This window comes from Cohnella phaseoli, from assembly GCF_003386235.1.
GTDB classification, from domain to species: domain Bacteria; phylum Bacillota; class Bacilli; order Paenibacillales; family Paenibacillaceae; genus Cohnella; species Cohnella phaseoli.
In genome coordinates, this window is the sequence record NZ_QRDZ01000003.1 from 1 (window position 1) to 24,616 (window position 24,616).

A 24,616-nucleotide genomic window follows, 5' to 3' on the forward strand; every position below is an offset into this window, starting at 1 on the left:
TAGTTAATCTCGATGAAAAGAGGGGGGGATGTATCTCCTGGAGGAGCGAAGCGTTTGCCTTTGGAATCGTGAAATCTCCTTGTTACGAGTTTACCCATTCCGATTTCACGATTCCAACAGCAACCGTAAGGAGATACATCCCCACAAAAACATTCATCGAGATAAAACAAAGGCTGCTCATAAGTCCACTTATGAGACAGCCCCATTTTTTTTCCTCAACTCGACAAAAAAAGGTAGATTAGGCTGGCAAGATTAGACAGACTCCGAATTTGAAAGCGATTATACTGGTTTCATCCATCCCGGCCTGCATGTTTGGAGATGTTCCGGGCAATGAAGGATGGGGGCTTCGTATGACCGTATATGTGGATCTTGTCTTTCTGACCAACCTGGCCGTTGACGGTGTCGTGCTGATGACCACCGCCAAAGTGCGCCGCATCAACCCGTCCCGCCGTCGCCTGTTCGCAGCCGCGTCTCTTGGAGCGATGTATGCGGCATTGATGTTTTGGGCTCATATTCCTTACTTTTATTCATTCGGAGCCAAAGTATTCGTCTCGGCCGTTATGGTACTGCTGTCGTTCGGTTATGGAGGGCCGCTGCAATACATTCGAAATTTCGCGGCGTTCTACGTCGTCAGCTTCGTTACGCTGGGCGGCGTGATCGGACTGTCCTTTTTGCTGCGGAGCGCCAATTCGCCGTGGGGCGCAATGACGTTTACCGAGGACGGCGGGTTGGTTCTGGAATGGCAAATGCAGCTCGGGCTGTTTGTCGTTACGTTTCTCATGTCGATCTGGTTGTTTCGCGGCGCCTCTGAGACAAGCCGCAAACGGCAGCAGCTTGATCAGCTTGTATGGGAGACCGAGGTCCGAATTGACGACGAGAGCTGGACGTTTAAGGCGCTGCTCGACACGGGAAATCGACTCTACGATCCGCTTACACGTACTCCCGTCATGATTATGGAGGCGGCCTTATGGCGAGAACGGCTACCGGTAGGGTGGAGCGAACGACTGAAGGAGGAACCCCCGGATAAGCTCATCTCCGAGCTCGATGTGAATGCTTCGGAACCGTATACCTGGGGCAACAGACTGCGTCTCATTCCTTACCGCGCCGTGAACGGCTCCAGTAGGCTGATGCTGGCCGTCAAGCCGGACTATGTTTTGCTGTATCGGGATGGGGACGGGCATCCTCCTCTCCAAGTGAACCGGGTGCTCATTGGTTTAGATGGAGGCACTTTGTCATCCGAAGGAACTTACCGCGCCATCGTCCATCCGGACATGGCACAAGCCGACCCCGTATCGTCGGTTCCATCTCAACCTGCGTGACAGGAGGTAGCAGAAATGTTCGTGAATTTGAAGCTGAAGACGCAATTGTCGGTGTATCGCCTGTTGTTCCTGTTCGGTTGGAAGAGCGAGGAAGTGTACTATATCGGCGGAAGTGAAGCATTGCCGCCGCCGCTCAGTCGCGAGGAAGAAGAATATTTGCTGGGGCGGCTTTCCACCGGTGACGCTGCCATCCGCGCGATGCTGATCGAACGAAATTTGCGTCTGGTCGTCTACATTGCTCGCAAATTCGAGAACACGGGGATCAACATCGAAGATTTAGTTTCGATCGGCGCAATCGGACTAATCAAAGCGGTTAATACGTTTGATCCGGAGAAAAAAATCAAGCTGGCCACATACGCCTCGCGATGCATCGAAAATGAAATCTTGATGTATTTGAGGAGAAACAGCAAGACGAGAACGGAAGTGTCTTTCGATGAGCCGCTAAACATCGATTGGGACGGCAACGAACTGCTGCTATCGGACGTGCTTGGCACCGAGAACGATACGATCTATCGCAATATCGAGGAGCAAGTGGATCGAAAGCTGCTGCACAAAGCGCTTGATAAGCTAAGCGAACGGGAGCGAACCATTATGGAGCTTCGCTTCGGTCTTGCCGATGGAGAAGAGAAGACGCAGAAGGACGTCGCCGACCTGCTTGGCATCTCGCAATCTTACATTTCTCGTTTGGAGAAACGTATCATTAAGCGTCTTCGCAAGGAGTTCAACAAGATGGTTTAGGAATAAAAACCTCCTTCCCGGAGATACTTTACATTAATGCTGCTCCCCGGGAGGAATTGCCTTGACCCGTAACAAAGTGGAGATTTGTGGAGTGGACACCTCAAAGCTGCCTGTCCTCACCAATGCCGAAATGAGGGAGTTATTTCTCGCTCTGCAAACCCGTGGAGAGATTGCCGCCAGGGAAAAATTAGTGAACGGCAACTTGCGACTCGTACTCAGTGTGATTCAGCGATTTAACAATCGCGGAGAATTTGTGGACGATCTTTTTCAGGTCGGATGTATCGGGCTGATGAAGGCGATCGACAATTTTGACCTGAGCCAGAATGTTCGATTTTCCACTTATGCCGTTCCGATGATCATCGGAGAGATTCGCCGCTATCTGAGAGACAACAATCCGATCCGCGTATCGCGCAGCTTGCGGGATATTGCCTACAAGGCGCTGCAGGTGCGGGACCAGCTGACGAATCAGCATTCCAGGGAACCGACGATTCTGGAAATTTCGGAAGTGCTGAACGTTCCGAAGGAAGACATCGTTTTCGCTCTGGATGCCATTCAAGATCCCGTGTCGTTGTTTGAACCGATCTATCATGACGGAGGAGATCCGATTTTCGTCATGGACCAGATCAGCGATGAACGCAACAAGGATATTCAATGGATTGAGGAGATCGCACTCCGTGAAGCGATGAGAAAGCTTAACGATCGTGAAAAAATGATCTTGTCCATGAGGTTTTTCGAAGGTAAAACCCAGATGGAAGTCGCTGATGAGATCGGAATCTCTCAGGCTCAGGTTTCTCGCCTCGAGAAGTCGGCCATACAGCAAATGCAAAAGCACGTCAAAACCTAATCTGCAGCATCGAAAAAGAGGATGAACGTCTAGGCGTCATCTTCTTTTTTTTGCCTAATGCCTCGATGTACCTCTTAGCCGGAAGGGGCTCGCTTGACTTATTTCTGGGAGCTGCCGTGGGTCATATACTCTCTTTTTGCCCCTTATGGCCATTATCCCCGTTGCTCAGAAAAACATTGCGTATCGTGGAAACAGAGCGTTCTAGACAAGAAGACCTTCCCATCCCCCCACTCTACTTTTGTGCCTGACAGACCTCTACTTTCAAGCAAATTAACGTTCGCAATGGATTTCAACATGCCCCCCTGAACTTCAAAGTATCTCAATACATGTTAACGTACGCTAATGCATCTCAAAGAACCTCAACTTAACTCATACATTTCCAGACGCTCTAACCTATAAACTCAACATTTCTAATCGCTATAACTTAGCCGAGGTGGAGTTGAAGTGTAAAAAATTTTATTGAAAAGGCGGCTTCTTCAAAATTATAAGAGAGGACAGGCGATTAACTGGCATCCTTAAGCAATTCATAGTAGATACGCTTGTGCTGGTCGGAGTGATCGACACGACTTATAAGTTGAGGATAAGTTATAACGGAAGACGAGGCAGCGCATTTGAGCAGATGGAGAAACCGACTTGAGGATCTGTCCATATTGTTAGTGCCGAAGCAGAATTGATCAAGGTAAGACTGCAGATGTTTGGGACCGATACCGCTAAATACATAGTTAATCCAGTTGCTCGCACGTTCGCACAATTGTATTAACGGCCGGTAACGACCGGGACTGAATTTCAGAATAACGGCATTAACATCTTTAACGTCGGGGGAAACATAATTTTCTATAAAGTGGTGCTTACCTCCGTTGGTGATCCGATCATAGATTAAATATTTGTCGGGAACTTGTTTAATTTTTACGTAGGCGAACTGCCCGTTGTTATCTAGGGAAGCAGCTGCAAGCAAGGGCTGCTCTTGAGGGTGACGGAAAACGGTTGGGTTGTATGGACGACCGTAAACGCCGCAATTAATTCGTACGATTCCGCTTAGAAGCTCTTTACTATCGGTTGCAGACATCGCTTGGCGGATTTTGTGGCAGATCAGCCAGGCCGTCTTATAGGTTGTTCCGATGATTTCCGCAAGTCGAGACGCGCTAATGCCCCGTGGCTGAGCATGAAGAAATAGGGCTTGAAACCATAAGCGTAGAGGCGTACGGCTGCCCTCCATAATTGTGCCAACAATAAGAGAGGTCTGCACTCGGCATGAGCGGCATTCGAATAAAGGTAGCCGGCGAGTCCGAATCTCATAATAGCTCGGACAGGCGCATTGCGGGCAGCGGAATCCGTTCGGCCATCGTGCGGTAAATAAAGCTTGAATACAGGAGTGCTCATCTTTGAAAGTTTCGCAAAACAGCTCAAAAGTTACGCTGTTATCCATGTTCCAAACCTCCAATCACGAACGTTTGTTCTTATTTTAGAATATACTATTTTTCCGAATTTTTCAAGTGTTGAATGAGGGATACTGACACGGCAACCGAGACCGGGATTGACGGTCGACCCAACGCTTTTGCTGAGTCAAGGGGATAATGGCTATAAGGTGCGAAAAAGGGATACAACAGGGAAGGGGAAGGCATTGGGGGAGAGAGATAAGACGCATATTCCGTACATTTTTCCCAGATGGATCATATATTTAATAGCAGGGGTACGAATGCCCGGTCGGACGGGAGCGTGAGCGGATGAAAATATCGGATTTTCAGACCAAGGACGTAATTAACATCGTCGACGGGAAGAAGCTGGGGCAGGTCAGCGATTTGGAGCTTGATTTGCGGCAGGGACGCATCGATTCGATTGTAGTGCCGACTTCGACGAGGCTGTTCGGGATGTTCGGCGGAGGCAACGACGTCGTCATTCCATGGCGGAACATTGTCAAAATCGGGACCGACGTTGTGCTGGTTCGGCTGGACGACGCGAAGGTGTACCGGCTGGAGGACGGGGAAGTACATTCGGGAAGATAGCGCGCAGCCGCGCGCTTTTCTTCCGCTTGCGGCGCGGCTATGGTACACTTGGGTTCGGAGGTGCGATAGTTTGGAGCCTTTTGTATTGCACGAGGAAAAGGGGAAGCCGTCGTCTATATTCATGCTGCATTCCTGGTGCGAGCCGGGAGAGGACGAGGGACTGACCGCGGGGTTTACGACGAGACACGCAGGGAACGTCGCATTGCACGTCGGAGACGACCCGCAAGCCGTGATTGCGAACCGGGAGTCGGTGGCTGGGCTGCTAGGCTGGAAGTTCGCGGCATTCACGTGCGCGGAACAGGTGCATGGCAGCGACGTCTACGTCGTCACGGCGGAGGATACCGGACGAGGGAGCGGAAGCCGGGAAACGGCCATAGCCGACACGGACGCGATGATTACAAATGAGCCGAACGTTTTGCTCGCGATGTTTTACGCGGACTGCGTTCCGCTTTATTTTCATGATCCCGTTACGGGCGCGATGGGGCTGGCGCATGCCGGCTGGAAGGGGACCGTATCCGAAATCGCGGTGAAAACGGTCGCCAAGATGCAGGAGGTTTACGGAGCTCTGCCGGAAAATATACGGGCGGCCATGGGACCGTCGATCGGAGATTGCTGCTACGAGGTAGATGAATCCGTCCTGAAGCATGTGCGTCCCTTATTGGATAATTTGACAGAAGATATCGTCAAACTGAACGAATTTGGCGACAGAGCGCAGCTTAACTTGAAACATTTGAACCGACAACTTATGATAAAAGCAGGAATAATGCCGAGCCGCATCGAAATATCTTCATGGTGTACAAGCTGTCATACGGAAATGTTGTTTTCCCACCGGAAGGAAAAGGGAGCAACGGGACGGATGATGAGCTGGTTGGGCAAGAAATCGAGGTGATCGTTTCGTGGCATTGGAAAGCCGACTGCGAGACGTGGAGAACCGGCTGGAGCAGGCTTGTTCGAGAAGCGGCAGGAGACGCGAGGATGTGCGCATCATCGCGGTCACTAAGTATGTATCGACCGCTACGGCGGAAGCCGTCGTACGCGCAGGCGTGACCCATATCGGGGAAAATCGCTGGCCCGACGCGAAGGCGAAATGGGAAGCGCTTGGAGACCAGGCCGTATTCCACTATATTGGCTCTTTGCAGACGAATAAAGTCAAAGACGTTATCGGCAAATTCGACTACATCCATTCGTTGGACCGTCTTTCGCTCGCCGAAGCGATTCAGAAGAGGGCGCAAGCGCTGGATTTGACGGTTTCCTGCCTTCTGCAGGTGAACGTCTCCGGAGAACTGTCCAAGCATGGACTGGAGCCGGGGGCGGTTAGGCCTTTGCTGGAAGAGCTGCGTAGATTCGACCGCATCAAGCCGATCGGATTGATGACGATGGCTCCGTACGAGAGCGAGTCCGAGGAGACGAGACCCGTGTTTCGGGCGTTAAGACAGCTAAGGGACGAATTGAACGCATCGTCCGTTTTGGACGAGCCGCTAACGGAGCTGTCGATGGGCATGTCCAACGATTTCGAGGTTGCTGTAGAAGAAGGCGCGACTTGGGTGCGTTTGGGAACGGTGCTCGTTGGGAAAGAAGAAATAGAGGAGGGATAGGCATGGGTGTCATGAATAAGTTTCTTAATTACTTGGGATTGCAGGAAGAGCAGGAACAGGAAGCGGAACGCGAACGTCTCGCCGAGAACGAGGAACAGGAAATTGAAACTCCAACGTTCGAAACGCGTAGACATTCAAGTAAGAACAACGTCGTGAGCATTCATTCCCAGAAGTCCGCCCGCGTCGTTCTCACAGAGCCGCGTTCCTACGATGAGGCGCAGGAAATCGCCGATCACTTGAAGTCGCGTCGCGCAATCGTCGTTAATCTGCAGCGCGTCAGAAGAGACCAGGCGATCCGGATCGTTGATTTTCTTAGCGGCACTGTGTACGCGCTTGGCGGTCATATTTCCAAGCTGGGATCGGACATTTTCCTCTGCACGCCGGATTCGGTGGAAGTGTCGGGAACGATCACGGAAATGCTGTCGGAAGAAGCTGCCGACTATTCCAAAATGAGGTGACCCCGGGTTGGAGCAAATAGAAAACTACATTGGCATTCTGTACCGAATTTACTCTTACATGATCATTATCTACGTGCTCATGTCTTGGCTGCCGGCTGTGAAGGAAAGCTTCGTCGGCGAGCTTCTCGGTAAATTGGTTGAACCGTACTTAAGACCTTTCCGCAAGCTGATTCCTCCGATCGGCGGCATTCTGGACATCTCCCCGATCATTGCCTATTTTGCGCTCGGATTCGTCGCGCAGGGCCTGATCGCCGTGTTGAATTTTTTCTTCTAAGATTGTAGGTGTCCTATGTCGCGAATGAGTATTTACGAGCATTTTCATCCGGATGAAAAAGCATTCGTGGATCGCGCCTTGGAATGGGTCGAAAGAGCCGCCGAACGTCACGAGACGAAGCGGACGGATTTTCTCGACCCGCGCCAGGCGCATATTTTGTTTACGCTGGCGAATCGGGAGCCGGACGCCCAAGTGCGGCTGGACGGCGGAGGCCCGCAAGCCGAAAGAAAAAGAGCGCTAATCGCCCCTGATTATAGAACGCTGGACGACGAAGACATGGGAATCGTCGTACTCGACATCACTTCCGACGACCGAAAGATTTCCGAGCTGGATCACGGGGATTATTTGGGCGCTTTGCTCGGTCTGGGCATCAAGCGGGACAAAATCGGCGATCTGCATGTCGGAGAAACGGGCTGCCATGCGCTGATCGCGGAGGAAATCGGAGATTTCCTCGTTGGGCATTTCAGGCAGGCTCATCGGGTAGCCGTCAACGTCTCTGTGCGCCCGCTCTCTGAGCTGCGCGAAATCGCAGTGGAGCTTGAAGAGCAGGTGCTCTCCGTCGCTTCGATGCGGCTTGACGGGATAGCCAGCGATGTTTTTCGGCTCAGCCGAACGAAAATCGTCGATCCGATCAGAGCCGGAAGATGCCGAGTAAGCTGGAAAACGGTGGAGGATCCTTCGCATCCGCTTAGAGTCGGCGATGTCGTATCGTTGAAAGGGTTCGGGAGATTTAAGCTCATCGATGTGGAAGGCGTGTCGAAAAGCGGCAGAACTCGGGTGCGTATCGGGAAATTTGTGTAGAAGCTTAGAAGGAATTTTTCAGCTTTCGTCGAATTGATCTTGTGAACAGGTTACTTGGAAATCAGGACCGAGGAGGTGCACCGATGCCACTGACCCCACTGGATATTCATAACAAAGAATTCGCCCGCCGCCTTCGCGGTTACGACGAAGATCAAGTCAACGAGTTTCTGGATCAAATCATCAAGGATTACGAAGCGATGATCCGCGAGAACAAGGAATTGCAAAATATGGTCGCCGCTTCCCAGGATAAGCTGGGCCATTTCTCCAATATCGAGGAGACGCTGAGCAAAACGATCATCGTTGCGCAAGAAGCGGCTGACGAATTGAAGAACAACTCCAAGAAGGAAGCTCATCTGATCGTGAAGGAAGCGGAGAAGAACGCCGATCGCATCATTAACGATGCGCTGGCGAAATCCCGCAAAATCGCTCTCGAAGTCGAAGAGTTAAAAAAGCAAGCGACGATCTACCGGGCGCGTTTCCGCGCGTTGATCGAATCCCAGATGGAATTGCTGTCGCAGGATGGCTGGGAATCGCTTGAAGGGCGCGAGTCGCGGGGAATTGAAGCCTAAGCGGTTTGACAAATGCTTTACGGGAAAGTATAACAAGAGTATTACGATGAACTACTGCAATGTCGAAGACGGGAACGAGTAAGCGCGATACCTTAGCTCAGAGAGTTGGCGGACGGTGCGAGCCAACGCGAAGGATGCGCCGAATATCCTCCCCGAGACGCCTGCCGAACGTCGCCTGAAGCCCTGCGCAGCAGCGATGAGTAAGCGAGGCCGGAAATCCGCCGTTACCGGATGCTGAGTTGTCGCTCGTTTTCGCTTTATTGCGGAGCAGGCGGAACAAGGGTGGTACCGCGAGTTGGACTCGTCCCTTTTTTGGGGCGGGTCTTTTTGTTTTTGTCAATCGAAAGGATGGGATGATATGCAAAGAGTCGACGTTAAGGAAAAGGCGCGAGCCCGCGAGCTTCGCGTTCTGGAGCAGTGGAAAAAGGAGGATACGTTCCGTCGCTCCATCGACAATCGGGAGGGCAAGCCGAATTTTGTGTTTTATGAAGGGCCCCCTACGGCGAACGGCAAGCCGCACATCGGCCACATGCTTGGTCGCGTGGTCAAGGACTTCGTCAGCCGCTATAAAACGATGTCCGGATACCGCGTCATCCGCAAAGCGGGATGGGATACGCACGGTCTGCCTGTCGAACTGGGCGTGGAGAAGCAGCTTGGCATCTCCGGCAAGCAGGAAATCGAGAACTATGGCGTAGAGCCGTTTATCATCAAATGCAAGGAGAGCGTGTTCGAGTATGAGCGCCAGTGGCGGGAGCTGACGGAAGCGATCGCGTATTGGACCGATCTGGACGATCCGTACATCACGCTCGATAACAATTATATTCAGAGCGTATGGCACATTCTGGCCACGATTCATGAGAAAGGGCTGCTGTACCGCGGCCATCGCGTCAGCCCGTACTGTCCTTGCTGCCAGACGACGCTCAGCTCGCACGAGGTGGCTCAAGGCTACGAGGACGTCAAGGATTTGACCGCTACGGCGAAGTTCAAGCTGAAAGAGAACGGCGATTATGTACTCGCCTGGACGACGACGCCTTGGACGCTGCCGGCGAACGTGGCGCTGGCCGTTCATCCCGAGCTTGACTATGTGCGCGCGAAGCAAAACGGCGAAGTATATATCGTGGCTGCGGCGCTCGCTGACAAAGTGCTCAAGGGCGAATATGAGACGCTAGGTACGATGAAAGGCCGCGAGCTCGTCGGTCTGACCTATGAGCCGCTGTTCCCCTATGTCACCGTCGATAACGCCTATCGTGTGATCGACGCCGAATACGTTACAGATGCAAGCGGTACGGGTATCGTACACATTTCCCCGGCTCACGGCGAGGACGATTACCGGGTGGCGCGTCAGCATGGCATTCCGATGCTGATGGTTGTCAACAACGAAGGCAAATATATCGCGGAAGTGACGGATCTGGCCGGCCGCTTCGTGAAGGATTGCGACGTGGACATCGTCAAAATGCTGTCGGAGCGCGGACTGCTGTTTCACAAAGAAAGAATGGAGCATAGCTATCCGTTCTGTTGGCGCTGCAAAACGCCGCTGCTCTATTACGCGACGGAGAGCTGGTTCATTAAGACGACAGCGGTCAAAGATCAGCTGATCGAGAACAACAAGCAAATCCAGTGGTATCCGGAGCACTTGAGAGACGGCCGCTTTGGTAAGTTCCTCGAGGACTTGGTCGACTGGAACATCAGCCGAAACCGTTACTGGGGCACGCCGCTCAACGTGTGGACTTGCGAAAGCTGCGGCAAGGAGAAGGCGCCGCACAGCATTGCCGAGCTTCGCGCTCTGGCGATCGAGGACGTGCCGGAGACAATTGAGCTGCACAAGCCGTACGTGGACGACATTCATCTGCGCTGCGAGTGCGGCGGCAAAATGAACCGGGCGTCTGAGGTCATCGACGTGTGGTTCGACAGCGGCTCGATGCCGTTCGCGCAATACTTTCACCCTTACGGCGACGAGGCGAAGTTCAAGGAACAATATCCGGCGGACTTCATCTGCGAAGGGATCGACCAGACGCGCGGCTGGTTCTTCAGCTTGCTGGCGGTATCGACGCTGTACAACGGCCAAGTGCCGTACAAGTCGGTCATTTCTACGGGACACGTGCTCGACGAGAACGGCCAGAAGATGAGTAAATCCAAGGGCAACGTCCTTGATCCCTGGGAGATCATCGACGAGTTCGGCACGGATGCGTTCCGCTGGTCGCTGCTGGCGGACAGTGCGCCTTGGAACAGCAAGAGATTTTCCAAAGGCATCGTCGGCGAAGCAAAGTCCAAAGTTGTGGACACGCTCGTTAACACGCACGCCTTCTATGCGCTATACGCTTCCATTGACGGCTATAATCCCGGAGAGCATGAGAAGGTCAAGCTGGAGAACAAGCTGGACCGCTGGATTTTGTCGAGATTGAACACGTTGATTCAGGAAGTCGTGAAAGGCTTGGAGGTTAACGATTTCCTCAATCCGGCGAAGGCGATCGAGACGTTCGTCGACGAGCTGTCGAACTGGTATGTGCGGCGTTCGCGCGACCGTTTCTGGGGCAGCGGCCTCACCGAGACAAAGCTGGCGGCCTATCAGACGCTGGGAGAAGTGCTGCTGACGCTGTCCAAGCTGATCGCGCCGTATACGCCGTTTGTCGCCGAGGATATTTACGGCAATCTGGGCGGGAAAGGCAGCGTGCACTTGGCAGATTATCCAGAGGCGGATACGGAGGCGATTGACGCGGAGCTGGAGCGAGAGATGGCAGCGGTGCGCGGCATCGTGGAGCTGGCGCGAAACATCCGCAACGAGACCGGCCTGAAGACGCGCCAGCCGCTGTCCGAGCTGCTCGTGTCGCTGAGCGAAAGCTTCGACCTGTCGGGCTATGAAGAGATCGTACAGGACGAGATCAATGTCAAGCGGATTACGATCGTCAGCGACGACGGAGGCTTCGTCAACTTTAACCTGAAGCTGAACCTGAAGGTCGCTGGTAAAAAATACGGCAAAAACGTCGGGCCGATCCAGGCGGCGTTTAAGGCGATGTCCAGCGACGAGACGCGGGGCGTCGTGCAAGCGGGCAAGTACGAGTTCGTATCGCCGGATGGCGAAGCGCTGACCGTCGAGCTGGAGGAAATTCTCGTGGAGAAGGAAGCGAAAACAGGCTTCGCCTCCGCGTCGGGCGGCGGCTTGACGGTAGCGCTCAACACGGAGATCACGCCGGAGCTGGTGCAGGAAGGCTGGGTACGCGAAGTTATCCGCGCCGTTCAGGATACGCGCAAAAAGCTCGACCTGCCGATCGAAAAGCGAATTGACCTCGTGCTCGACGTCGATTCCGAGCTGGAAGCGGCGCTTCGCGCATTCGACGGAGTGCTGAGGGAGAATGTGCTTGTGAACGAGGTTTCATTCGGCAAGACCGAGGCGACCGAGTCGGTGCAAGCCGGCGAGAAAACAATCGGCGTAGCCATCGTATAAAGCGTAGCCGTATAAAGCGTAGCATTGGCAAAGAAAGCATAAGCTAAGACGAGCTGCAGGGCTCAAGGGCGGGGGCGACTTCGCTCGGGCCCGGGCTCGTTTTGCTTTTGATTAGTAAGGGTAATGGCAAGGGAAAGAGGTTGGCAAGGAGGAGGAAGGCAGCCATGAGCGGAAATTACAAGCAGAAGGGCAAGCCGAATTCGATTCAGGTCAAGCTGCCCGCCGGAAAGCCGGAACAATCGGCGGACAGGCTGGCCGAAGAGGCTAAGGATTTGAAAGGGACGCTGCATTACTTGTCGGACAAGCTGGAAAAGCTGAGTCAGGATATGGAGAAAGCTCAGTTGAAGGAATACGTGAATTTGATGCAGCGTCCGTGGCAGCTGATCGTTAAAAACTTCATCGCCGGTACTGCGCGCGGAGTAGGTATCGCGCTAGGGTTCACGTTTTTCGCCGCGACAATCGTTTATTTGCTGCAAATTCTCGGGGCGCTGAACTTGCCAATCGTGGGCGATTACATCGCGGATATCGTAAGAATCGTACAGCGGCAGCTTGAGATTAACCCGTATTGAGTCAGTCTAAGCCGCCGCTCCCGCTTCGATCGTTCAATAGGATTCCGGCAGCTCGCCGGTTGACTCCAGCAAGTGATCGCCTTCGTTGTCATCCATATACCGGTGGTAGGCGTGGTTGCGGACGATGGAGACATGAGTGCCGGTAATGTCGGTGGCGACGAAGCTTTCGTAAGATTCGACGAATCCGTCGTTCTCGTCGGCTTCGATTTCCATATGGTTGTAATCCTCTATGTTATTGTCTTCAGCCATCGCCGGGGTATTGGACGTCCCCCACGATTCGACGATCTGCCAGGCGTCCTCCCCGTCGAAACCGTTTTGATCTTCTCTGTCGTCCAGGCTGGTCCGGCCGAATGGCGGCGCGAGAAACTGTTCCTCGATCGGACGATCGTTGGAGGGCTCCTGACGCGGCTCGTGCTCGATGCAGTAGATGGCCGTAGGCAGCGCTTCGAGTCGTTCGAGCGGTATAAACTTGCCGCATGCGGCGCAATGTCCGTATTCCCCCGTATCCATCCGTTCCAGGGCGGCGTCCACTCGCTCCAGCCGGAACGCTTCCTTTTCCAGCAGCGCGAAATCCTTGCTCCGTTCGAACATCTCCGTACCGGCGTCGCCCGGATGGTTGTCGATGCTTGACAGCTCGCCGGTCGAATCGCGATAGGAGGCGGCGAGTCCGAAATGGCCGTTATCGTTCACGCGCCGCTCAAGCTCGCATCTTTCCTGTATCAATCTGCGCTGCAGCGATTGGAAGGTTTTCTGATCGAGATGCTTTGGCAACGTCATCCACTCCCTTTGTTCACAAGGTGCTTGACTGTAGTTTTCTCGGATGGTACAGGTTTTACGTGCGGCGTTCGCAGGGCTTGTATGGGGCTTTTGTCGATTTTTACTTGCGCTTCGTGGACGCTCCATGTCGCGGTATGATAAAATCAACAGGCAGGAGAATGAGATGAAGGGCGGAAAAAATCAATGCAACGTCGGATTTGGCCGATATGGGTTTACTACGGAATTGCGGTTTTCGCGTTCCTGGCCGATTATGCAAGCAAGAAATTCATTAGCCGTACGGTCGAGTTGAACACAGAGAAGATTTCCGTGCTGGGAAATTTCTTTGAGATTACCCATATTCGCAACAGGGGAGCGGCTTTCGGGATGCTGCAGGAGCAGCGGCTGTTTTTCATCCTCATTACGATAGTCGTCGTTTCCGGCCTCCTCTGGTATTTACACCGTTCTTATCGTTCGGCCGGCAGCATTTTATTGCTAAGCGGCTTGGCAACGATACTGGGCGGGGCCCTCGGCAATTTCCTTGATCGCGCCCTGTACGGGGAAGTTGTAGACTTCTTGCAGTTTAATTTCGGTTCGTATACATTCCCGATTTTTAATATTGCCGATACGGCGATTACCGTAGGCGTAGGTCTGATCATTTTGGATGCGCTGCTGACTATGAAACAGGAGAAAAATGCAAATGGCAATGGAGAGCAAACCAAAGACGAATCTGCCGGACAGCAGTCCGTCTAACGAAAGTTTCGAATGGACGGTCGAAGAGGGACAGAAGGGCGAGCGGGTGGACAAGCATATCGCTCAAATGCTGGCGCAGCAGGACCAAAGCTTCTCCCGATCGCAAATTCAGGAGTGGATTCGCACGGGCGCGGCGACGGTTAACGGAGCCGAGGTTAAAGCCAACGCCAAGCTGGCCGTCGGCGATACGATTCGCATCGTTCTTCCCGAACCTGAGCCGGTAGAAGCGTTCCCGGAAAATATTCCTCTGGAAATCGCATACGAAGATTCCGATGTTATCGTCATCAACAAGCCGCGGGGGATGGTCGTCCATCCCGCCGCCGGTCATCCGAGCGGTACGGTGGTGAACGCGCTGCTGTACCATTGCAAGGATTTGTCGGGCATCAACGGGGTGATGCGTCCGGGGATCGTGCACCGGATCGACAAGGACACGTCCGGCTTGCTGATGGTTGCTAAGAACGACTTGGCACATGCTTCGCTGGCCGAGCAGCTTAAGGAGCACAGCGTGACGAGAAAATACCGCGCGCTTGTCTATGGCGTCATGCAGCATGACAAGGGAACGGTAGACGCGCCGATCGGGCGAGCCAATCACGACCGCAAGCTCTACGTCGTTACGGAGAAGAACAGCAAGCATGCCGTCACGCATTTCGCGGTGAACGAGCGGTTCGACGAGTATACGCTGCTTGATCTCAGGCTGGAAACCGGACGCACGCATCAGATTCGAGTTCATATGAAGTATATCGGCTATCCGCTCGTCGGAGATCCCGTATACGGCGGCAAAAGCGGCCGAACGCTCGGTATGTCAGGCCAAGCGCTGCATGCGGAGACGCTCGGTTTTAAGCACCCGAGGACAGGGGAATATTTGGAGTTCAGCGCCCCGATTCCGGAGGATATGGAGCATGCGCTGGACATATTGAGAACGAGGTAATATATCGCTCTGCCAGCCAAGCCAGGCAAGCGTAGCGATAACTGCAAATGATCGGCGCAATAATCCATGGCTGTCTTTTCCCGTATCGTTCATAGTTTGAATATGACTATGCAACGATACAAGGGGTGTCTGGAATGAGCGCAGAACATTATCAGTCGACTTACATTCAGGAGCAGTTTGCCGCCCGCATCGGCGGCTCCAACTACGGCAAAGATACGAACATTTATAAGTTCGAGAAAATCAAGCGCGCCAAAGCTGCAGCCAAGAAAGCCCACCCCGACGTCGAGCTGATCGATATGGGCGTCGGCGAGCCGGACGAGATGGCCGACGCCGGCATCGTCGCCAAGCTGGCGGAAGAGGCGGCCAAACCGGAAAATCGCGGCTACGCGGATAACGGCATCGCCGAATTCAAACATGCGGCGGCGAAGTATTTGAAGGAAGTGTTCTCCGTTGACGGAATCGACGCGGAGACGGAGATTTTGCATACGATCGGGGCCAAGCCTGCGCTTGCGATGCTGCCTACGGTGTTCATTAATCCGGGCGATGTCGCGATTATGACGGTACCGGGCTATCCTGTTTTGGGCACACATACAAAATATCTCGGCGGAGAGGTATATAACGTTCAACTGACGAAGGAGAACAACTTCCTGCCGGACCTGAATGCCATTCCGGAAGAGATTGCGAAACGCGCAAAGCTGCTGTACTTGAACTATCCGAACAATCCGACCGGTGCTGCGGCTACGACCGAGTTTTTCGAACAGGTCGTCGCTTGGGCGAAGAAGTTCAACGTTGTCGTCGTGCATGACGCTCCGTATGCCGCTTTGACCTATGACGGAATCCGGCCGCTTAGCTTTTTGTCCGTACCGGGCGCTAAAGATGTCGGCGTGGAACTGCACTCGTTGTCCAAGTCGTACAATATGACGGGATGGCGGATCGGTTTTATCGCCGGAAATCCGTTGATCGTGAAAGCATTTGGCGACGTCAAGGACAACAACGATTCCGGACAGTTCATCGCAATTCAGAAGGCGGCCGCTTACGGTTTGGAGAATCCGCAAATCACCGAGGCCATCTCGGAGAAGTATTCCCGCCGGCACAATAGGCTCGTTGCGGTGCTGAACGAAATCGGCTTTCGCGCCGAGAAGCCGAAAGGCTCCTTCTTCCTCTACGTCGAAGCGCCTAAAGGCATCGTCGGCGGACAGCGGTTTGAATCTGCCGAAGATTTCTCGCAATATCTGATACGCGAGAAGCTGATCTCCACCGTACCGTGGGACGATGCGGGCAAATTCATTCGTTTTTCGGTTACGTTTATCGCGCAGGGAGAAGCGGAGGAAGCTCGCGTCATCGATGAGATCAAGCGCCGACTGACCGACGTTCAATTCGAATTTTAATGTGCGGATTTTCTTGACACTTCATGTCGAACATGGGATAATCGTTGTTAGTGAACGGGTACCTTTAACTCAGTCCAGAGAGACTGGCAAGGTGGCGCAGAATTGACACATATCCCTAGACATGCGACGGGCATGCTTATCTTCGGGTTAGACTGAAGTTGGGCAAGCATCGTTACCGCTGTCTGCCGATATTTTGTTCTGGCTGAATCCTCCTTGCAAATGCGCAAGGAGGTTTTTTATGTGCAAATCTCGCTTGAAGGAGGGATCGGATTGTCGGACTCGCGCGTCATCATGGACGAATCCGCCATTCGGCGGGCGCTTACCCGAATCGCTCACGAGATGGTCGAGAAGAACAAGGGCATTCAGAACTGCGTGCTGATCGGGATACGAACCCGAGGCGTCTACTTGGCGCAACGGGTTGCCGAAAGAATTTATGACATCGAAGGCCAGCCGATTCCGGTCGGCGAACTGGACATTACCCGCTATCGCGACGATCGCCCTTCGGCGACTAGAGCGAACGCGGCCGGGCCGGGAGAAGAGCTGAAGCGGCTCGTAACCGACAAGCGAATTATTTTGGTCGACGATGTGCTTTACACCGGGCGCACGATCCGCGCGGCGCTGGATGCGCTGATGGACTGCGGAAGGCCGCAATCGATTCAACTGGCTGTCCTGGTGGACAGAGGACATCGCGAGCTTCCGATACGCCCCGACTATATCGGTAAGAACGTGCCGACGTCTCGACAGGAGAAGATCGATGTTTCGTTGAGCGAAGTCGATGAGACGGATTGCGTTACGATTATGCATCCACGCGAGGCGGAGATCGAAGGCTAGACCAAGGATAGGATTAAAAGTTCAATTATGCTAGAGGAGGCGCCAGTGAACAGATGACGACATGGATTATTAACGCTAGCAGATGGAGCGCGGAAGCCGGAGGACTCGAGGTCGCGCATGTGCGTATCGAGGAAGGGATTATCGCGGAGTGGCGCACCGGAGAAGCGGCGCCCGACACATCGGGGGCGGAAACGATCGACGCTCGGGGCAAGCTAATCTCGCCGGGGTTGATCGATATGCATGTTCACTTGCGCGAGCCGGGTTTTGAATACAAAGAAACGATCGCCAGCGGTACCGAATCGGCGGCCAAGGGCGGCTTTACCGTCATCGCGCCGATGCCGAATACGCGGCCGGTGATGGATACGCAGGAGACGATTTCGCTCGTGCTGGACAAGGCGAAGACCGAAGGCGTCGTACGGGTGCTGCCTTATGCGGCGATCACGAAAAATGAGTTGGGCCGAGAGCTGACGGATTTCCCTGCTCTGAAGGAAGCGGGAGCGATCGGTTTTACGGACGACGGCGTCGGTGTGCAGAACGCGCAGATGATGAAAAACGCAATGGCGCTTGCCAAATCGCTCGACATGCCGGTTATCGCACACTGCGAGGACGACACGTTGGTGGAAGGCGCGGCGGTAACGGAAGGCGAGTTCGCTCGCAAGCACGGACTTAAGGGCATTCCGAACGAGTCCGAAGCGATCCATGTCGGTCGGGACATTTTGTTGTCCGAGGCGACTGGCGTACACTATCATGTATGCCATGTGAGTACGGAGCAATCGATTCGTCTTATCCGCCTAGGCAAGTCGGTCGGCGTAAACGTCACTTCCGAGGTGTGCCCGCATCATCTGATCCTTTCGGACGAAGATATCCCGGACAGCATGGACGCCAACTGGAAAATGAATCCGCCGCTGCGGACACCGAAGGACGTCGAGGCCTGCATTCAGGCGCTGGAGGATGGAACGATCGACATTATTGTCACCGACCATGCTCCGCATAGCGAGGAAGAGAAGGCTCGCGGAATGGAGCGCGCTCCGTTCGGAATCGTCGGATTCGAGACCGCATTCCCTCTGCTTTACACGAAGTTCGTACGCACCGGACGTTGGAGTCTCGACTTCCTGCTGCGCCGAATGACGAGCGATCCGGCAAGAGTGTTCCGCCTTCCATATGGAACGTTGGAACAAGGAGCGCCGGCGGACTTGACATTGATCGATCTGGAGAACGAGCGCGAGGTTGATCCTGCGACGTTCCTGACGAAAGGTCGCAATACCCCGTTTGCGGGTTGGAAGCTATACGGCTGGCCGAGCATGACGATGGTCGGCGGCAAAGTGGTCTGGACCGAAGAGAACGGCATTAACCGCTAAGGAGTGATTGGAATGCAGGCAAGATTGTTGTTGGAAGACGGTACGCTGTTTACCGGAAAAAGCTTCGGAGCCGAAGCCGGCTCCGTTGGAGAAGTGGTGTTTAATACAGGGATTACAGGGTATCAGGAAGTGCTGTCCGATCCTTCGTACTGCGGCCAGATCGTCACGATGACTTATCCGCTCATCGGCAATTACGGCATCAACCGCGATGATTTCGAAAGCATTCGCCCGTTCGTACACGGCTTTGTCGTGCGTCGTCACGAGGACGTGCCGAGCAACTGGAGAGCGCAATATACAGTAGACCAACTGTTGAAAGAATATGAAATTCCGGGCATTAGCGAGATCGATACTCGCATGCTGACGAGAATTCTTCGCGTGCACGGCACGATGAAAGGCATCATTACCACCGGCAACGAGCGTGTAGAGGAATTGCTTGAGCGTCTCGGAGCGGCTCCGTTGATGCGCGACCAAGTCGCGCGAACGTCGACCAAGTCGGTTTTCTCCAGCCCAGGAAACCAAGAACGTATCGTACTGATCGACTACGGCGCAAAAAGCGGCATTCTGCGCGATCTGACGCAGCGCGGCTGCGACGTAATCGTTGTTCCGCAGGATGCGACGGCAGACGAAATTCGCCGCTTGAACCCGGACGGCATCCAATTGTCCAACGGTCCTGGGGACCCGAAAGACGTGCCGCACGCCGTTGAAACGATCCGTCAACTGCTCGGCGAGTATCCGATCTTCGGAATTTGCCTTGGACACCAACTGTTTGCGCTGGCGTGCGGAGCGGATACGGGCAAGCTGAAATTCGGCCACCGCGGCGGCAACCACCCGGTGAAAGAGCTGGAATCCGGCCGCTGCTTCATCACTTCCCAGAACCACGGCTATACGGTCGTCGACGAATCGATCGCCGGAACCGAACTGGAAGTGACGCACATCAACAACAATGACAAAACGATCGAAGGCTTGAAGCACAAACGTTTTCCGGCCTTCACCGTTCAATACCATCCGGAGGCGGCTCCAGGACCTTACGACAACAGCTACTTGTTTGACCGGTTCCTGCAAATGATCCGCGATCACAAGAATGCCAACCCGGAACGTCCGCGTCAAGCCCAATTGTCGGAGACGCTGAGAGGAGAGCTGCTGTATGCCCAAAAATAATTCGCTCAAAAAACTGCTCGTCATCGGCTCCGGTCCGATTGTCATCGGACAAGCGGCGGAATTCGACTATGCCGGCACGCAAGCCTGCCAAGCGCTGAAAGAGGAAGGCTTCGAAGTCGTCCTGATTAACAGTAACCCGGCGACGATCATGACCGACACGAACATCGCTGACAAAGTCTACATTGAACCGATCAACCTGGAATTCGTCTCCCAAATCATTCGCCAAGAACGTCCGGACGGCCTTCTGCCGACGCTCGGCGGACAAACGGGTCTTAACATGGCGGTTGAGCTGGCGAAAGCAGGCGTCTTGGAAAAAGAAGGCGTTAAGCTGCTCGGCACGCAGTTGACGGCGATCGAAAAAGCGGAAGACCGCGACCTGTTCCGCGCCCTCATGCGCGAGCTCGACCAACCGGTGCCGGAGTCAGACATCGTTACGAACGTTCAAGCGGCCGTAGACTTCGCCGCGACCATCGGCTACCCGGTCATCGTTCGTCCGGCTTACACGCTGGGCGGAACGGGCGGCGGTATTTGCGCCAACGAGGAAGAACTGCGTGAAATCGTCGACAGCGGTATTCGCTACAGCCCGATCGGCCAATGTCTGATCGAGAAATCGATTGCCGGCATGAAGGAAATCGAGTATGAAGTTATGCGCGACGCCAACGATAACTGTATCGTCGTCTGTAACATGGAAAACTTCGATCCGGTCGGCGTTCATACCGGCGACAGCATCGTCGTCGCGCCAAGTCAGACGCTGTCCGACCGCGAATACCAAATGCTTCGCTCGGCATCGTTGAAGATCATTCGCGCGCTGAACATCGAAGGCGGCTGTAATGTACAGTTTGCGCTCGATCCGCAAAGCTACCAATACTATGTCATCGAGGTTAACCCTCGCGTCAGCCGCTCCTCGGCGCTCGCGTCCAAGGCGACGGGCTATCCGATCGCTAAGATGGCGGCGAAAATTGCGATAGGCTATACGCTTGACGAGATCGTCAACCCGGTTACGGGCCAAACATATGCATGCTTCGAGCCTACGCTGGACTACATCGTATCGAAAATTCCGCGCTGGCCGTTCGATAAGTTCACCTCCGCGAACCGCAAGCTGGGCACGCAGATGAAGGCGACCGGCGAGGTTATGGCGATCGGCCGCACGTTCGAGGAATCGATCCATAAAGCGGTGCGCTCTCTCGAAATCGGCGTGCACCGTATTTACCTGAAGGGTGCAGAAGAGCTATCCGACGAAGTGCTGGAAAACCGGTTGATCAAACCGGACGACGAGCGAATGTTCCTTGTCGCCGAAGCGTTCCGTCGCGGCTGGCCGCTGCAGCGTATTCAGGACTTGTCCAACATCGACTGGTGGTTCCTCGACAAGATCGAGCGTATCATTCAGCTGGAAGACGAGATCCGCAGAGCGCCTGCGCTTACTCCGGAGCTTCTGTATAAGGCGAAGAGAAACGGATTGACGGACCGCGCAATCGCGGAGCTGAGAAGCGAAGGACATCCGTCCGGAGCCTATACGAAAGAAGCGGATGTCCGCACTTACCGTAAGGAACAAGGCTTCACGCCGGTTTATAAGATGGTAGATACTTGCGCCGCGGAGTTCGAGGCGACGACGCCATACTACTACTCCACTTATGAGACGGAGAACGAAGTTCTTCCGAGCGACAAAGAAAAAATCATCGTGCTCGGCTCCGGTCCGATCCGTATTGGACAAGGCATCGAGTTCGACTACTCAACCGTTCACGCCGTATGGGCAATCCGCAATGCGGGCTACGAAGCTGTCATTATCAACAACAACCCGGAGACGGTGTCCACCGACTTCAGCACGTCGGACCGCCTCTACTTCGAGCCGCTCTTCTTCGAAGACGTTATGAACGTCATCGAGCAGGAGAAGCCGATCGGCGTCATTGTACAATTCGGCGGACAAACCGCGATTAACCTGGCAGCGCCGTTGGCGAAAGCCGGCGTTCGCATCCTGGGCACATCGCTGGACAGCATCGATGAAGCGGAAGATCGCAAGCGGTTCGAAGCGCTGCTAAGCAAGCTGAGCGTACCGCAGCCGAAAGGCACGACGGTCACTTCCGTTGAAGAAGCGGTTGGCGCTGCGCAAGAGCTCGGTTATCCGGTTCTCGTGCGTCCGTCTTACGTCCTTGGCGGCCGGGCGATGGAAATTGTCTACTCCGACGATGAACTGCTCTCCTACATGGAAGTGGCTGTGAAAATCAATCCTGAGCATCCGGTTCTGATCGACCGCTACATGCTTGGCAAAGAAATCGAAGTCGACGCGATCTGCGACGGCGAGACAGTGCTCATCCCGGGCATCATGGAGCACGTCGAGCGCGCGGGCGTTCACTCCGGCGACTCGATCGCGGTATACCCGCCGCAATCGTTGTCCGACGATGTGAAACAACAAGCGATCGACATTACGATCAAGATCGCCAAGGAACTGAAAACGGTCGGACTCGTCAACATTCAGTTCGTCGTATGGCAAGATCAAGTGTACGTGATCGAGGTTAACCCTCGTTCGTCCCGTACCGTGCCTTTCCTGAGCAAAGTGACCAAGATTCCGATGGCTAACCTGGCAACGCAAGCGATTCTGGGCAAAAAGCTGACAGAGCTTGGCTACCAAGAAGGTCTATGGCCGGAAGACGAGTTCGTCTCGGTCAAAGTGCCGGTATTCAGCTTTGCCAAGCTGCGCCGCGTCGACCCGACGCTGACGCCGGAGATGAAGTCGACCGGCGAAGTGATGGGCCGCGATCGTTTCTATGCGAAGGCGTTGTACAAAGGCTTGGTCGGCTCGGGCATGAAAATCCCGAATTCCGGCGCGATCATCGCCACGGTTGCCGACAAGGACAAGGAAGAAGCGATTCAAATTTTGAAGGGCTTCTACAATCTGGGCTACAAGCTGCTTGCAACTGGCGGTACGGCTGACGCTCTTGAGGCTGCAGGACTTAAAGTTCGCCGCGTCAACAAGCTGTCCGACGGCTCGCCGAACATTCTGGATCTGATCCGCACCGGAGAGGCGCAGTTCGTCGTCAATACGCTGACGAAGGGCAAAACGCCGGAGCGCGACGGATTCCGTATCCGCCGCGAAGCGGTCGAGAACGGCGTCGTCTGTCTGACGTCGCTGGACACGGTAAGCGCCCTGCTGAACATGCTGCAGGCGCTCCGTTTCTCGAGCGAACCGATGCCTGCGTTCCAGTCCTAACATGAATGTCGCCCGGTCCCCGATTCGTCAGGGGATCGGGCTTCTATATTCCGAGTCGAATCACAGGGAGGAATCGGAGTGTCGTTACTAACCCGCAATGAAGCGGCAGGAAAGATCATGGTGGCGCTGGACAAGCCCGATGCGCAAGCGGCGCTGGAACTGGCCGAGAGGCTGCAAGGCTTCGGTTGCTGGATGAAAGTCGGCATGGAGCTGTTTTTCGCCGCCGGTCCCGCCATCGTGCAAGAGCTCAAGAGCCGGGGGTTCCGCATTTTCCTCGACTTGAAAATGCATGACATTCCGAACACGGTACGCGGAGGAGCCCGGAGCATTACTCGGCTTGGCGTCGACCTGTTTAACGTGCATGGAGCGGGCGGGCTGGCGATGATGAGCGCAGCGGCGGAAGGCGTGCAGGATGCGCTGCAGGCAGGCGATGTCGAGCAAGCGCCGCTCGTTATTGCGGTGACGCAGCTGACGAGTACAAGCCAGCAAGTTCTCAATGATGAGATCGGTATCCCGGGCGATCTGGAGAACGCCGTTGTCCACTACGCGGAGCTGGCTCGCAAGGCCGGGCTGCAGGGCGTTGTCGCTTCGCCGTTGGAGGTTGCCGCGGTCAAAAAGGCTTGCGGGGCGAGCTTCATTACCGTAACGCCGGGCATCCGTCCGCGTTGGGCTGAAGTCGGAGATCAGACGCGTATTACGACACCTCGTGACGCGCTTGAGGGCGGTACCGACTATTTGGTCATCGGACGTCCTATTACGGGAGCAAGCAAGCCGGAAGAAGCGCTGGACACTATATTAAAGGAGATGACTCAATTATGAGCAACTATTCCGTCGAACAACTGCCGGCCGTCATCGCGGGCAATCTGCTGGACATCGGGGCTGTCGCCCTTCGTCCGAATGAGCCGTTTACTTGGACATCGGGCATCATTTCCCCGATCTACTGCGACAATCGGCTCACAATGAGCTATCCCGACATTCGGGACGCAATTGCCGAAGGCTTTGCAACGCTCATTCGCACGCACTATCCGGACACAGAAGTTATTGCCGGAACTGCGACGGCTGGTATTCCTCACGCTGCATGGGTTGCGCAGAAGCTGAACCTTCCGATGGCGTACATTCGCGACAAGGCCAAAGGACACGGCAAGCAAAATCAGATCGAAGGTCTGATCAAGGACGGGCAGAAGGTCGTCGTCATCGAGGACTTGATCTCCACCGGCGGTAGCTCGCTTAAAGCGGCACTGGCTGTGATGGAAGCAGGCGGAGACGTGCAGGGAGTATTGGCGATCTTCACTTATCAATTTGCTCTGGCGGAGCAAGCTTTCCAGGATGAAAGCGTCGAATTAAAGACGCTGTCGAACTACTCGGCGCTCGTAGACGAAGCGCTGCGTCGCGGCACGATTAACGAGTCCGACGTTAGCCTGCTGCAGTCATGGCGGGAAAATCCGCAAGCGTTCGGAAAATAATATGGTCAAACAAGCGGCGGCTCTCTGATCGGAGAGTCGTCTTTTTTGTCGTTTACTCCGTCTCCAGACCGAGATTCAAAGCGTGCTCTGGACCGTCGATCGCTTGCGCGGCTTGAGTTACAATAGATCTATCCTATGTGATTGGGCAAAAAAAGGAGAGTGTAAAC

Annotated in this window: 23 protein-coding genes and 1 other annotated feature; of the genes, 21 read left to right on the forward strand and 2 right to left on the reverse strand. The window is 54.4% G+C overall.

The window, feature by feature from the left end; all coding sequences use genetic code 11:
* The first annotated feature begins 350 nt into the window (after nt 1–350).
* From spoIIGA to sigG, 3 genes are all read left to right on the forward strand, one after another.
* Complete coding sequence (gene spoIIGA, locus DFP98_RS04085; protein ID WP_209076429.1) at nt 351–1,319, forward strand: sigma-E processing peptidase SpoIIGA; 969 nt, start codon at nt 351–353, stop codon at nt 1,317–1,319.
* Between the two features lie 15 nt (nt 1,320–1,334).
* On the forward strand, nt 1,335–2,057 hold the full coding sequence (gene sigE / locus DFP98_RS04090; RefSeq protein ID WP_116059303.1) for an RNA polymerase sporulation sigma factor SigE: 723 nt from the start codon (nt 1,335–1,337) through the stop codon (nt 2,055–2,057).
* A gap of 61 nt (nt 2,058–2,118) precedes the next feature.
* Nucleotides 2,119–2,901, forward strand: coding sequence for an RNA polymerase sporulation sigma factor SigG (gene sigG / locus DFP98_RS04095; protein ID WP_116059304.1), 783 nt, complete (start codon nt 2,119–2,121; stop codon nt 2,899–2,901).
* Between the two features lie 502 nt (nt 2,902–3,403).
* Here the strand turns inward: sigG and DFP98_RS04100 are convergent.
* Nucleotides 3,404–4,327 (reverse strand): transposase, encoded by a 924-nt coding sequence (locus DFP98_RS04100; protein WP_116059305.1) that lies wholly within the window; start codon nt 4,325–4,327, stop codon nt 3,404–3,406.
* A gap of 298 nt (nt 4,328–4,625) precedes the next feature.
* Here DFP98_RS04100 and DFP98_RS04105 point away from each other — a divergent pair, with 298 nt between their 5' ends.
* From DFP98_RS04105 to DFP98_RS04145, 9 genes are all read left to right on the forward strand, one after another.
* Nucleotides 4,626–4,904, forward strand: coding sequence for a YlmC/YmxH family sporulation protein (locus DFP98_RS04105; protein ID WP_116059306.1), 279 nt, complete (start codon nt 4,626–4,628; stop codon nt 4,902–4,904).
* A gap of 70 nt (nt 4,905–4,974) precedes the next feature.
* Nucleotides 4,975–5,793 carry a peptidoglycan editing factor PgeF gene (pgeF, locus tag DFP98_RS04110; protein ID WP_116059307.1) on the forward strand — a complete coding sequence of 273 codons (819 nt, stop codon included), beginning with the start codon at nt 4,975–4,977 and terminating at the stop codon, nt 5,791–5,793.
* A 7-nt stretch (nt 5,794–5,800) separates the two neighbouring features.
* Nucleotides 5,801–6,499: a YggS family pyridoxal phosphate-dependent enzyme gene (locus tag DFP98_RS04115; protein WP_116059308.1), complete on the forward strand. Its 699-nt coding sequence runs from the start codon at nt 5,801–5,803 to the stop codon at nt 6,497–6,499.
* A gap of 2 nt (nt 6,500–6,501) precedes the next feature.
* On the forward strand, nt 6,502–6,957 hold the full coding sequence (locus DFP98_RS04120) for a cell division protein SepF (RefSeq protein ID WP_116059309.1): 456 nt from the start codon (nt 6,502–6,504) through the stop codon (nt 6,955–6,957).
* 7 nt (nt 6,958–6,964) lie between these two features.
* Nucleotides 6,965–7,231: a YggT family protein gene (locus DFP98_RS04125; protein WP_116059310.1), complete on the forward strand. Its 267-nt coding sequence runs from the start codon at nt 6,965–6,967 to the stop codon at nt 7,229–7,231.
* Nucleotides 7,232–7,246: 15 nt separating this feature from the next.
* Nucleotides 7,247–8,032, forward strand: coding sequence for a YlmH family RNA-binding protein (locus DFP98_RS04130; RefSeq protein WP_116059311.1), 786 nt, complete (start codon nt 7,247–7,249; stop codon nt 8,030–8,032).
* Between the two features lie 83 nt (nt 8,033–8,115).
* A complete protein-coding gene (locus tag DFP98_RS04135) occupies nt 8,116–8,601 on the forward strand; it encodes a DivIVA domain-containing protein (RefSeq protein WP_116059312.1) in 486 nt (161 codons plus the stop codon).
* Between the two features lie 56 nt (nt 8,602–8,657).
* Nucleotides 8,658–8,913 (forward strand) — a binding site (T-box leader).
* 46 nt (nt 8,914–8,959) lie between these two features.
* Nucleotides 8,960–12,043: an isoleucine--tRNA ligase gene (gene ileS, locus DFP98_RS04140; RefSeq protein WP_116059313.1), complete on the forward strand. Its 3,084-nt coding sequence runs from the start codon at nt 8,960–8,962 to the stop codon at nt 12,041–12,043.
* Between the two features lie 164 nt (nt 12,044–12,207).
* A complete protein-coding gene (locus tag DFP98_RS04145; RefSeq protein ID WP_116059314.1) occupies nt 12,208–12,612 on the forward strand; it encodes a DUF5665 domain-containing protein in 405 nt (134 codons plus the stop codon).
* Nucleotides 12,613–12,645: 33 nt separating this feature from the next.
* Here DFP98_RS04145 and DFP98_RS04150 read toward each other — a convergent pair whose 3' ends face one another.
* Nucleotides 12,646–13,389: a TraR/DksA C4-type zinc finger protein gene (locus DFP98_RS04150; RefSeq protein ID WP_116059315.1), complete on the reverse strand. Its 744-nt coding sequence runs from the start codon at nt 13,387–13,389 to the stop codon at nt 12,646–12,648.
* A gap of 183 nt (nt 13,390–13,572) precedes the next feature.
* Between DFP98_RS04150 and lspA the strand changes: the two genes are divergently transcribed.
* From lspA to pyrE, 9 genes are all read left to right on the forward strand, one after another.
* The gene (gene lspA / locus DFP98_RS04155; RefSeq protein WP_116059316.1) at nt 13,573–14,118 is read left to right on the forward strand and encodes a signal peptidase II; all 546 of its coding nucleotides are present in this window, start codon (nt 13,573–13,575) and stop codon (nt 14,116–14,118) included.
* A complete protein-coding gene (locus DFP98_RS04160; RefSeq protein ID WP_246016432.1) occupies nt 14,072–15,046 on the forward strand; it encodes an RluA family pseudouridine synthase in 975 nt (324 codons plus the stop codon). The genes lspA and DFP98_RS04160 overlap by 47 nt, the downstream gene beginning before the upstream one ends.
* 134 nt (nt 15,047–15,180) lie before the next feature.
* A complete protein-coding gene (locus tag DFP98_RS04165; protein ID WP_116059318.1) occupies nt 15,181–16,434 on the forward strand; it encodes an LL-diaminopimelate aminotransferase in 1,254 nt (417 codons plus the stop codon).
* Nucleotides 16,435–16,725: 291 nt separating this feature from the next.
* Entirely contained in the window at nt 16,726–17,265 is a 540-nt protein-coding gene (pyrR, locus tag DFP98_RS04170) for a bifunctional pyr operon transcriptional regulator/uracil phosphoribosyltransferase PyrR (RefSeq protein WP_371822905.1), read from the forward strand.
* A gap of 53 nt (nt 17,266–17,318) precedes the next feature.
* Nucleotides 17,319–18,623: a dihydroorotase gene (locus DFP98_RS04175; protein ID WP_116059319.1), complete on the forward strand. Its 1,305-nt coding sequence runs from the start codon at nt 17,319–17,321 to the stop codon at nt 18,621–18,623.
* A 12-nt stretch (nt 18,624–18,635) separates the two neighbouring features.
* Entirely contained in the window at nt 18,636–19,781 is a 1,146-nt protein-coding gene (locus tag DFP98_RS04180; RefSeq protein WP_116059320.1) for a carbamoyl phosphate synthase small subunit, read from the forward strand.
* Nucleotides 19,768–22,986 carry a carbamoyl-phosphate synthase large subunit gene (gene carB / locus DFP98_RS04185; protein ID WP_116059321.1) on the forward strand — a complete coding sequence of 1,073 codons (3,219 nt, stop codon included), beginning with the start codon at nt 19,768–19,770 and terminating at the stop codon, nt 22,984–22,986. Before DFP98_RS04180 ends, carB begins: the two co-directional genes overlap by 14 nt.
* Before the next feature lie 117 nt (nt 22,987–23,103).
* Nucleotides 23,104–23,805: an orotidine-5'-phosphate decarboxylase gene (gene pyrF, locus DFP98_RS04190; RefSeq protein ID WP_116059700.1), complete on the forward strand. Its 702-nt coding sequence runs from the start codon at nt 23,104–23,106 to the stop codon at nt 23,803–23,805.
* The gene (gene pyrE / locus DFP98_RS04195) at nt 23,802–24,449 is read left to right on the forward strand and encodes an orotate phosphoribosyltransferase (protein WP_116059322.1); all 648 of its coding nucleotides are present in this window, start codon (nt 23,802–23,804) and stop codon (nt 24,447–24,449) included. The genes pyrF and pyrE overlap by 4 nt, the downstream gene beginning before the upstream one ends.
* Nucleotides 24,450–24,616: the final 167 nt, after the last annotated feature.

What these genes read in the sequence shown, in the direction of transcription:
- DFP98_RS04130 (WP_116059311.1), top strand. Translation starts at nt 7,247, where the DNA reads ATGTCGCGAATGAGTATTTACGAGCATTTTCATCCGGATGAAAAAGCA.
- DFP98_RS04180 (WP_116059320.1), top strand. Translation starts at nt 18,636, where the DNA reads ATGCAGGCAAGATTGTTGTTGGAAGACGGTACGCTGTTTACCGGAAAA.
- DFP98_RS04105 (WP_116059306.1), top strand. Translation starts at nt 4,626, where the DNA reads ATGAAAATATCGGATTTTCAGACCAAGGACGTAATTAACATCGTCGAC.
- sigE (WP_116059303.1), top strand. Translation starts at nt 1,335, where the DNA reads ATGTTCGTGAATTTGAAGCTGAAGACGCAATTGTCGGTGTATCGCCTG.
- pyrF (WP_116059700.1), top strand. Translation starts at nt 23,104, where the DNA reads ATGGTGGCGCTGGACAAGCCCGATGCGCAAGCGGCGCTGGAACTGGCC.
- DFP98_RS04120 (WP_116059309.1), top strand. Translation starts at nt 6,502, where the DNA reads ATGGGTGTCATGAATAAGTTTCTTAATTACTTGGGATTGCAGGAAGAG.
- DFP98_RS04145 (WP_116059314.1), top strand. Translation starts at nt 12,208, where the DNA reads ATGAGCGGAAATTACAAGCAGAAGGGCAAGCCGAATTCGATTCAGGTC.
- carB (WP_116059321.1), top strand. Translation starts at nt 19,768, where the DNA reads ATGCCCAAAAATAATTCGCTCAAAAAACTGCTCGTCATCGGCTCCGGT.
- DFP98_RS04165 (WP_116059318.1), top strand. Translation starts at nt 15,181, where the DNA reads ATGAGCGCAGAACATTATCAGTCGACTTACATTCAGGAGCAGTTTGCC.
- DFP98_RS04160 (WP_246016432.1), top strand. Translation starts at nt 14,072, where the DNA reads ATGGAGAGCAAACCAAAGACGAATCTGCCGGACAGCAGTCCGTCTAAC.
- DFP98_RS04150 (WP_116059315.1), bottom strand. Translation starts at nt 13,389, where the DNA reads ATGACGTTGCCAAAGCATCTCGATCAGAAAACCTTCCAATCGCTGCAG.
- ileS (WP_116059313.1), top strand. Translation starts at nt 8,960, where the DNA reads ATGCAAAGAGTCGACGTTAAGGAAAAGGCGCGAGCCCGCGAGCTTCGC.
- spoIIGA (WP_209076429.1), top strand. Translation starts at nt 351, where the DNA reads ATGACCGTATATGTGGATCTTGTCTTTCTGACCAACCTGGCCGTTGAC.
- pyrE (WP_116059322.1), top strand. Translation starts at nt 23,802, where the DNA reads ATGAGCAACTATTCCGTCGAACAACTGCCGGCCGTCATCGCGGGCAAT.
- DFP98_RS04135 (WP_116059312.1), top strand. Translation starts at nt 8,116, where the DNA reads ATGCCACTGACCCCACTGGATATTCATAACAAAGAATTCGCCCGCCGC.
- DFP98_RS04100 (WP_116059305.1), bottom strand. Translation starts at nt 4,327, where the DNA reads ATGGATAACAGCGTAACTTTTGAGCTGTTTTGCGAAACTTTCAAAGAT.
- DFP98_RS04175 (WP_116059319.1), top strand. Translation starts at nt 17,319, where the DNA reads ATGACGACATGGATTATTAACGCTAGCAGATGGAGCGCGGAAGCCGGA.
- pyrR (WP_371822905.1), top strand. Translation starts at nt 16,726, where the DNA reads ATGGACGAATCCGCCATTCGGCGGGCGCTTACCCGAATCGCTCACGAG.
- lspA (WP_116059316.1), top strand. Translation starts at nt 13,573, where the DNA reads ATGCAACGTCGGATTTGGCCGATATGGGTTTACTACGGAATTGCGGTT.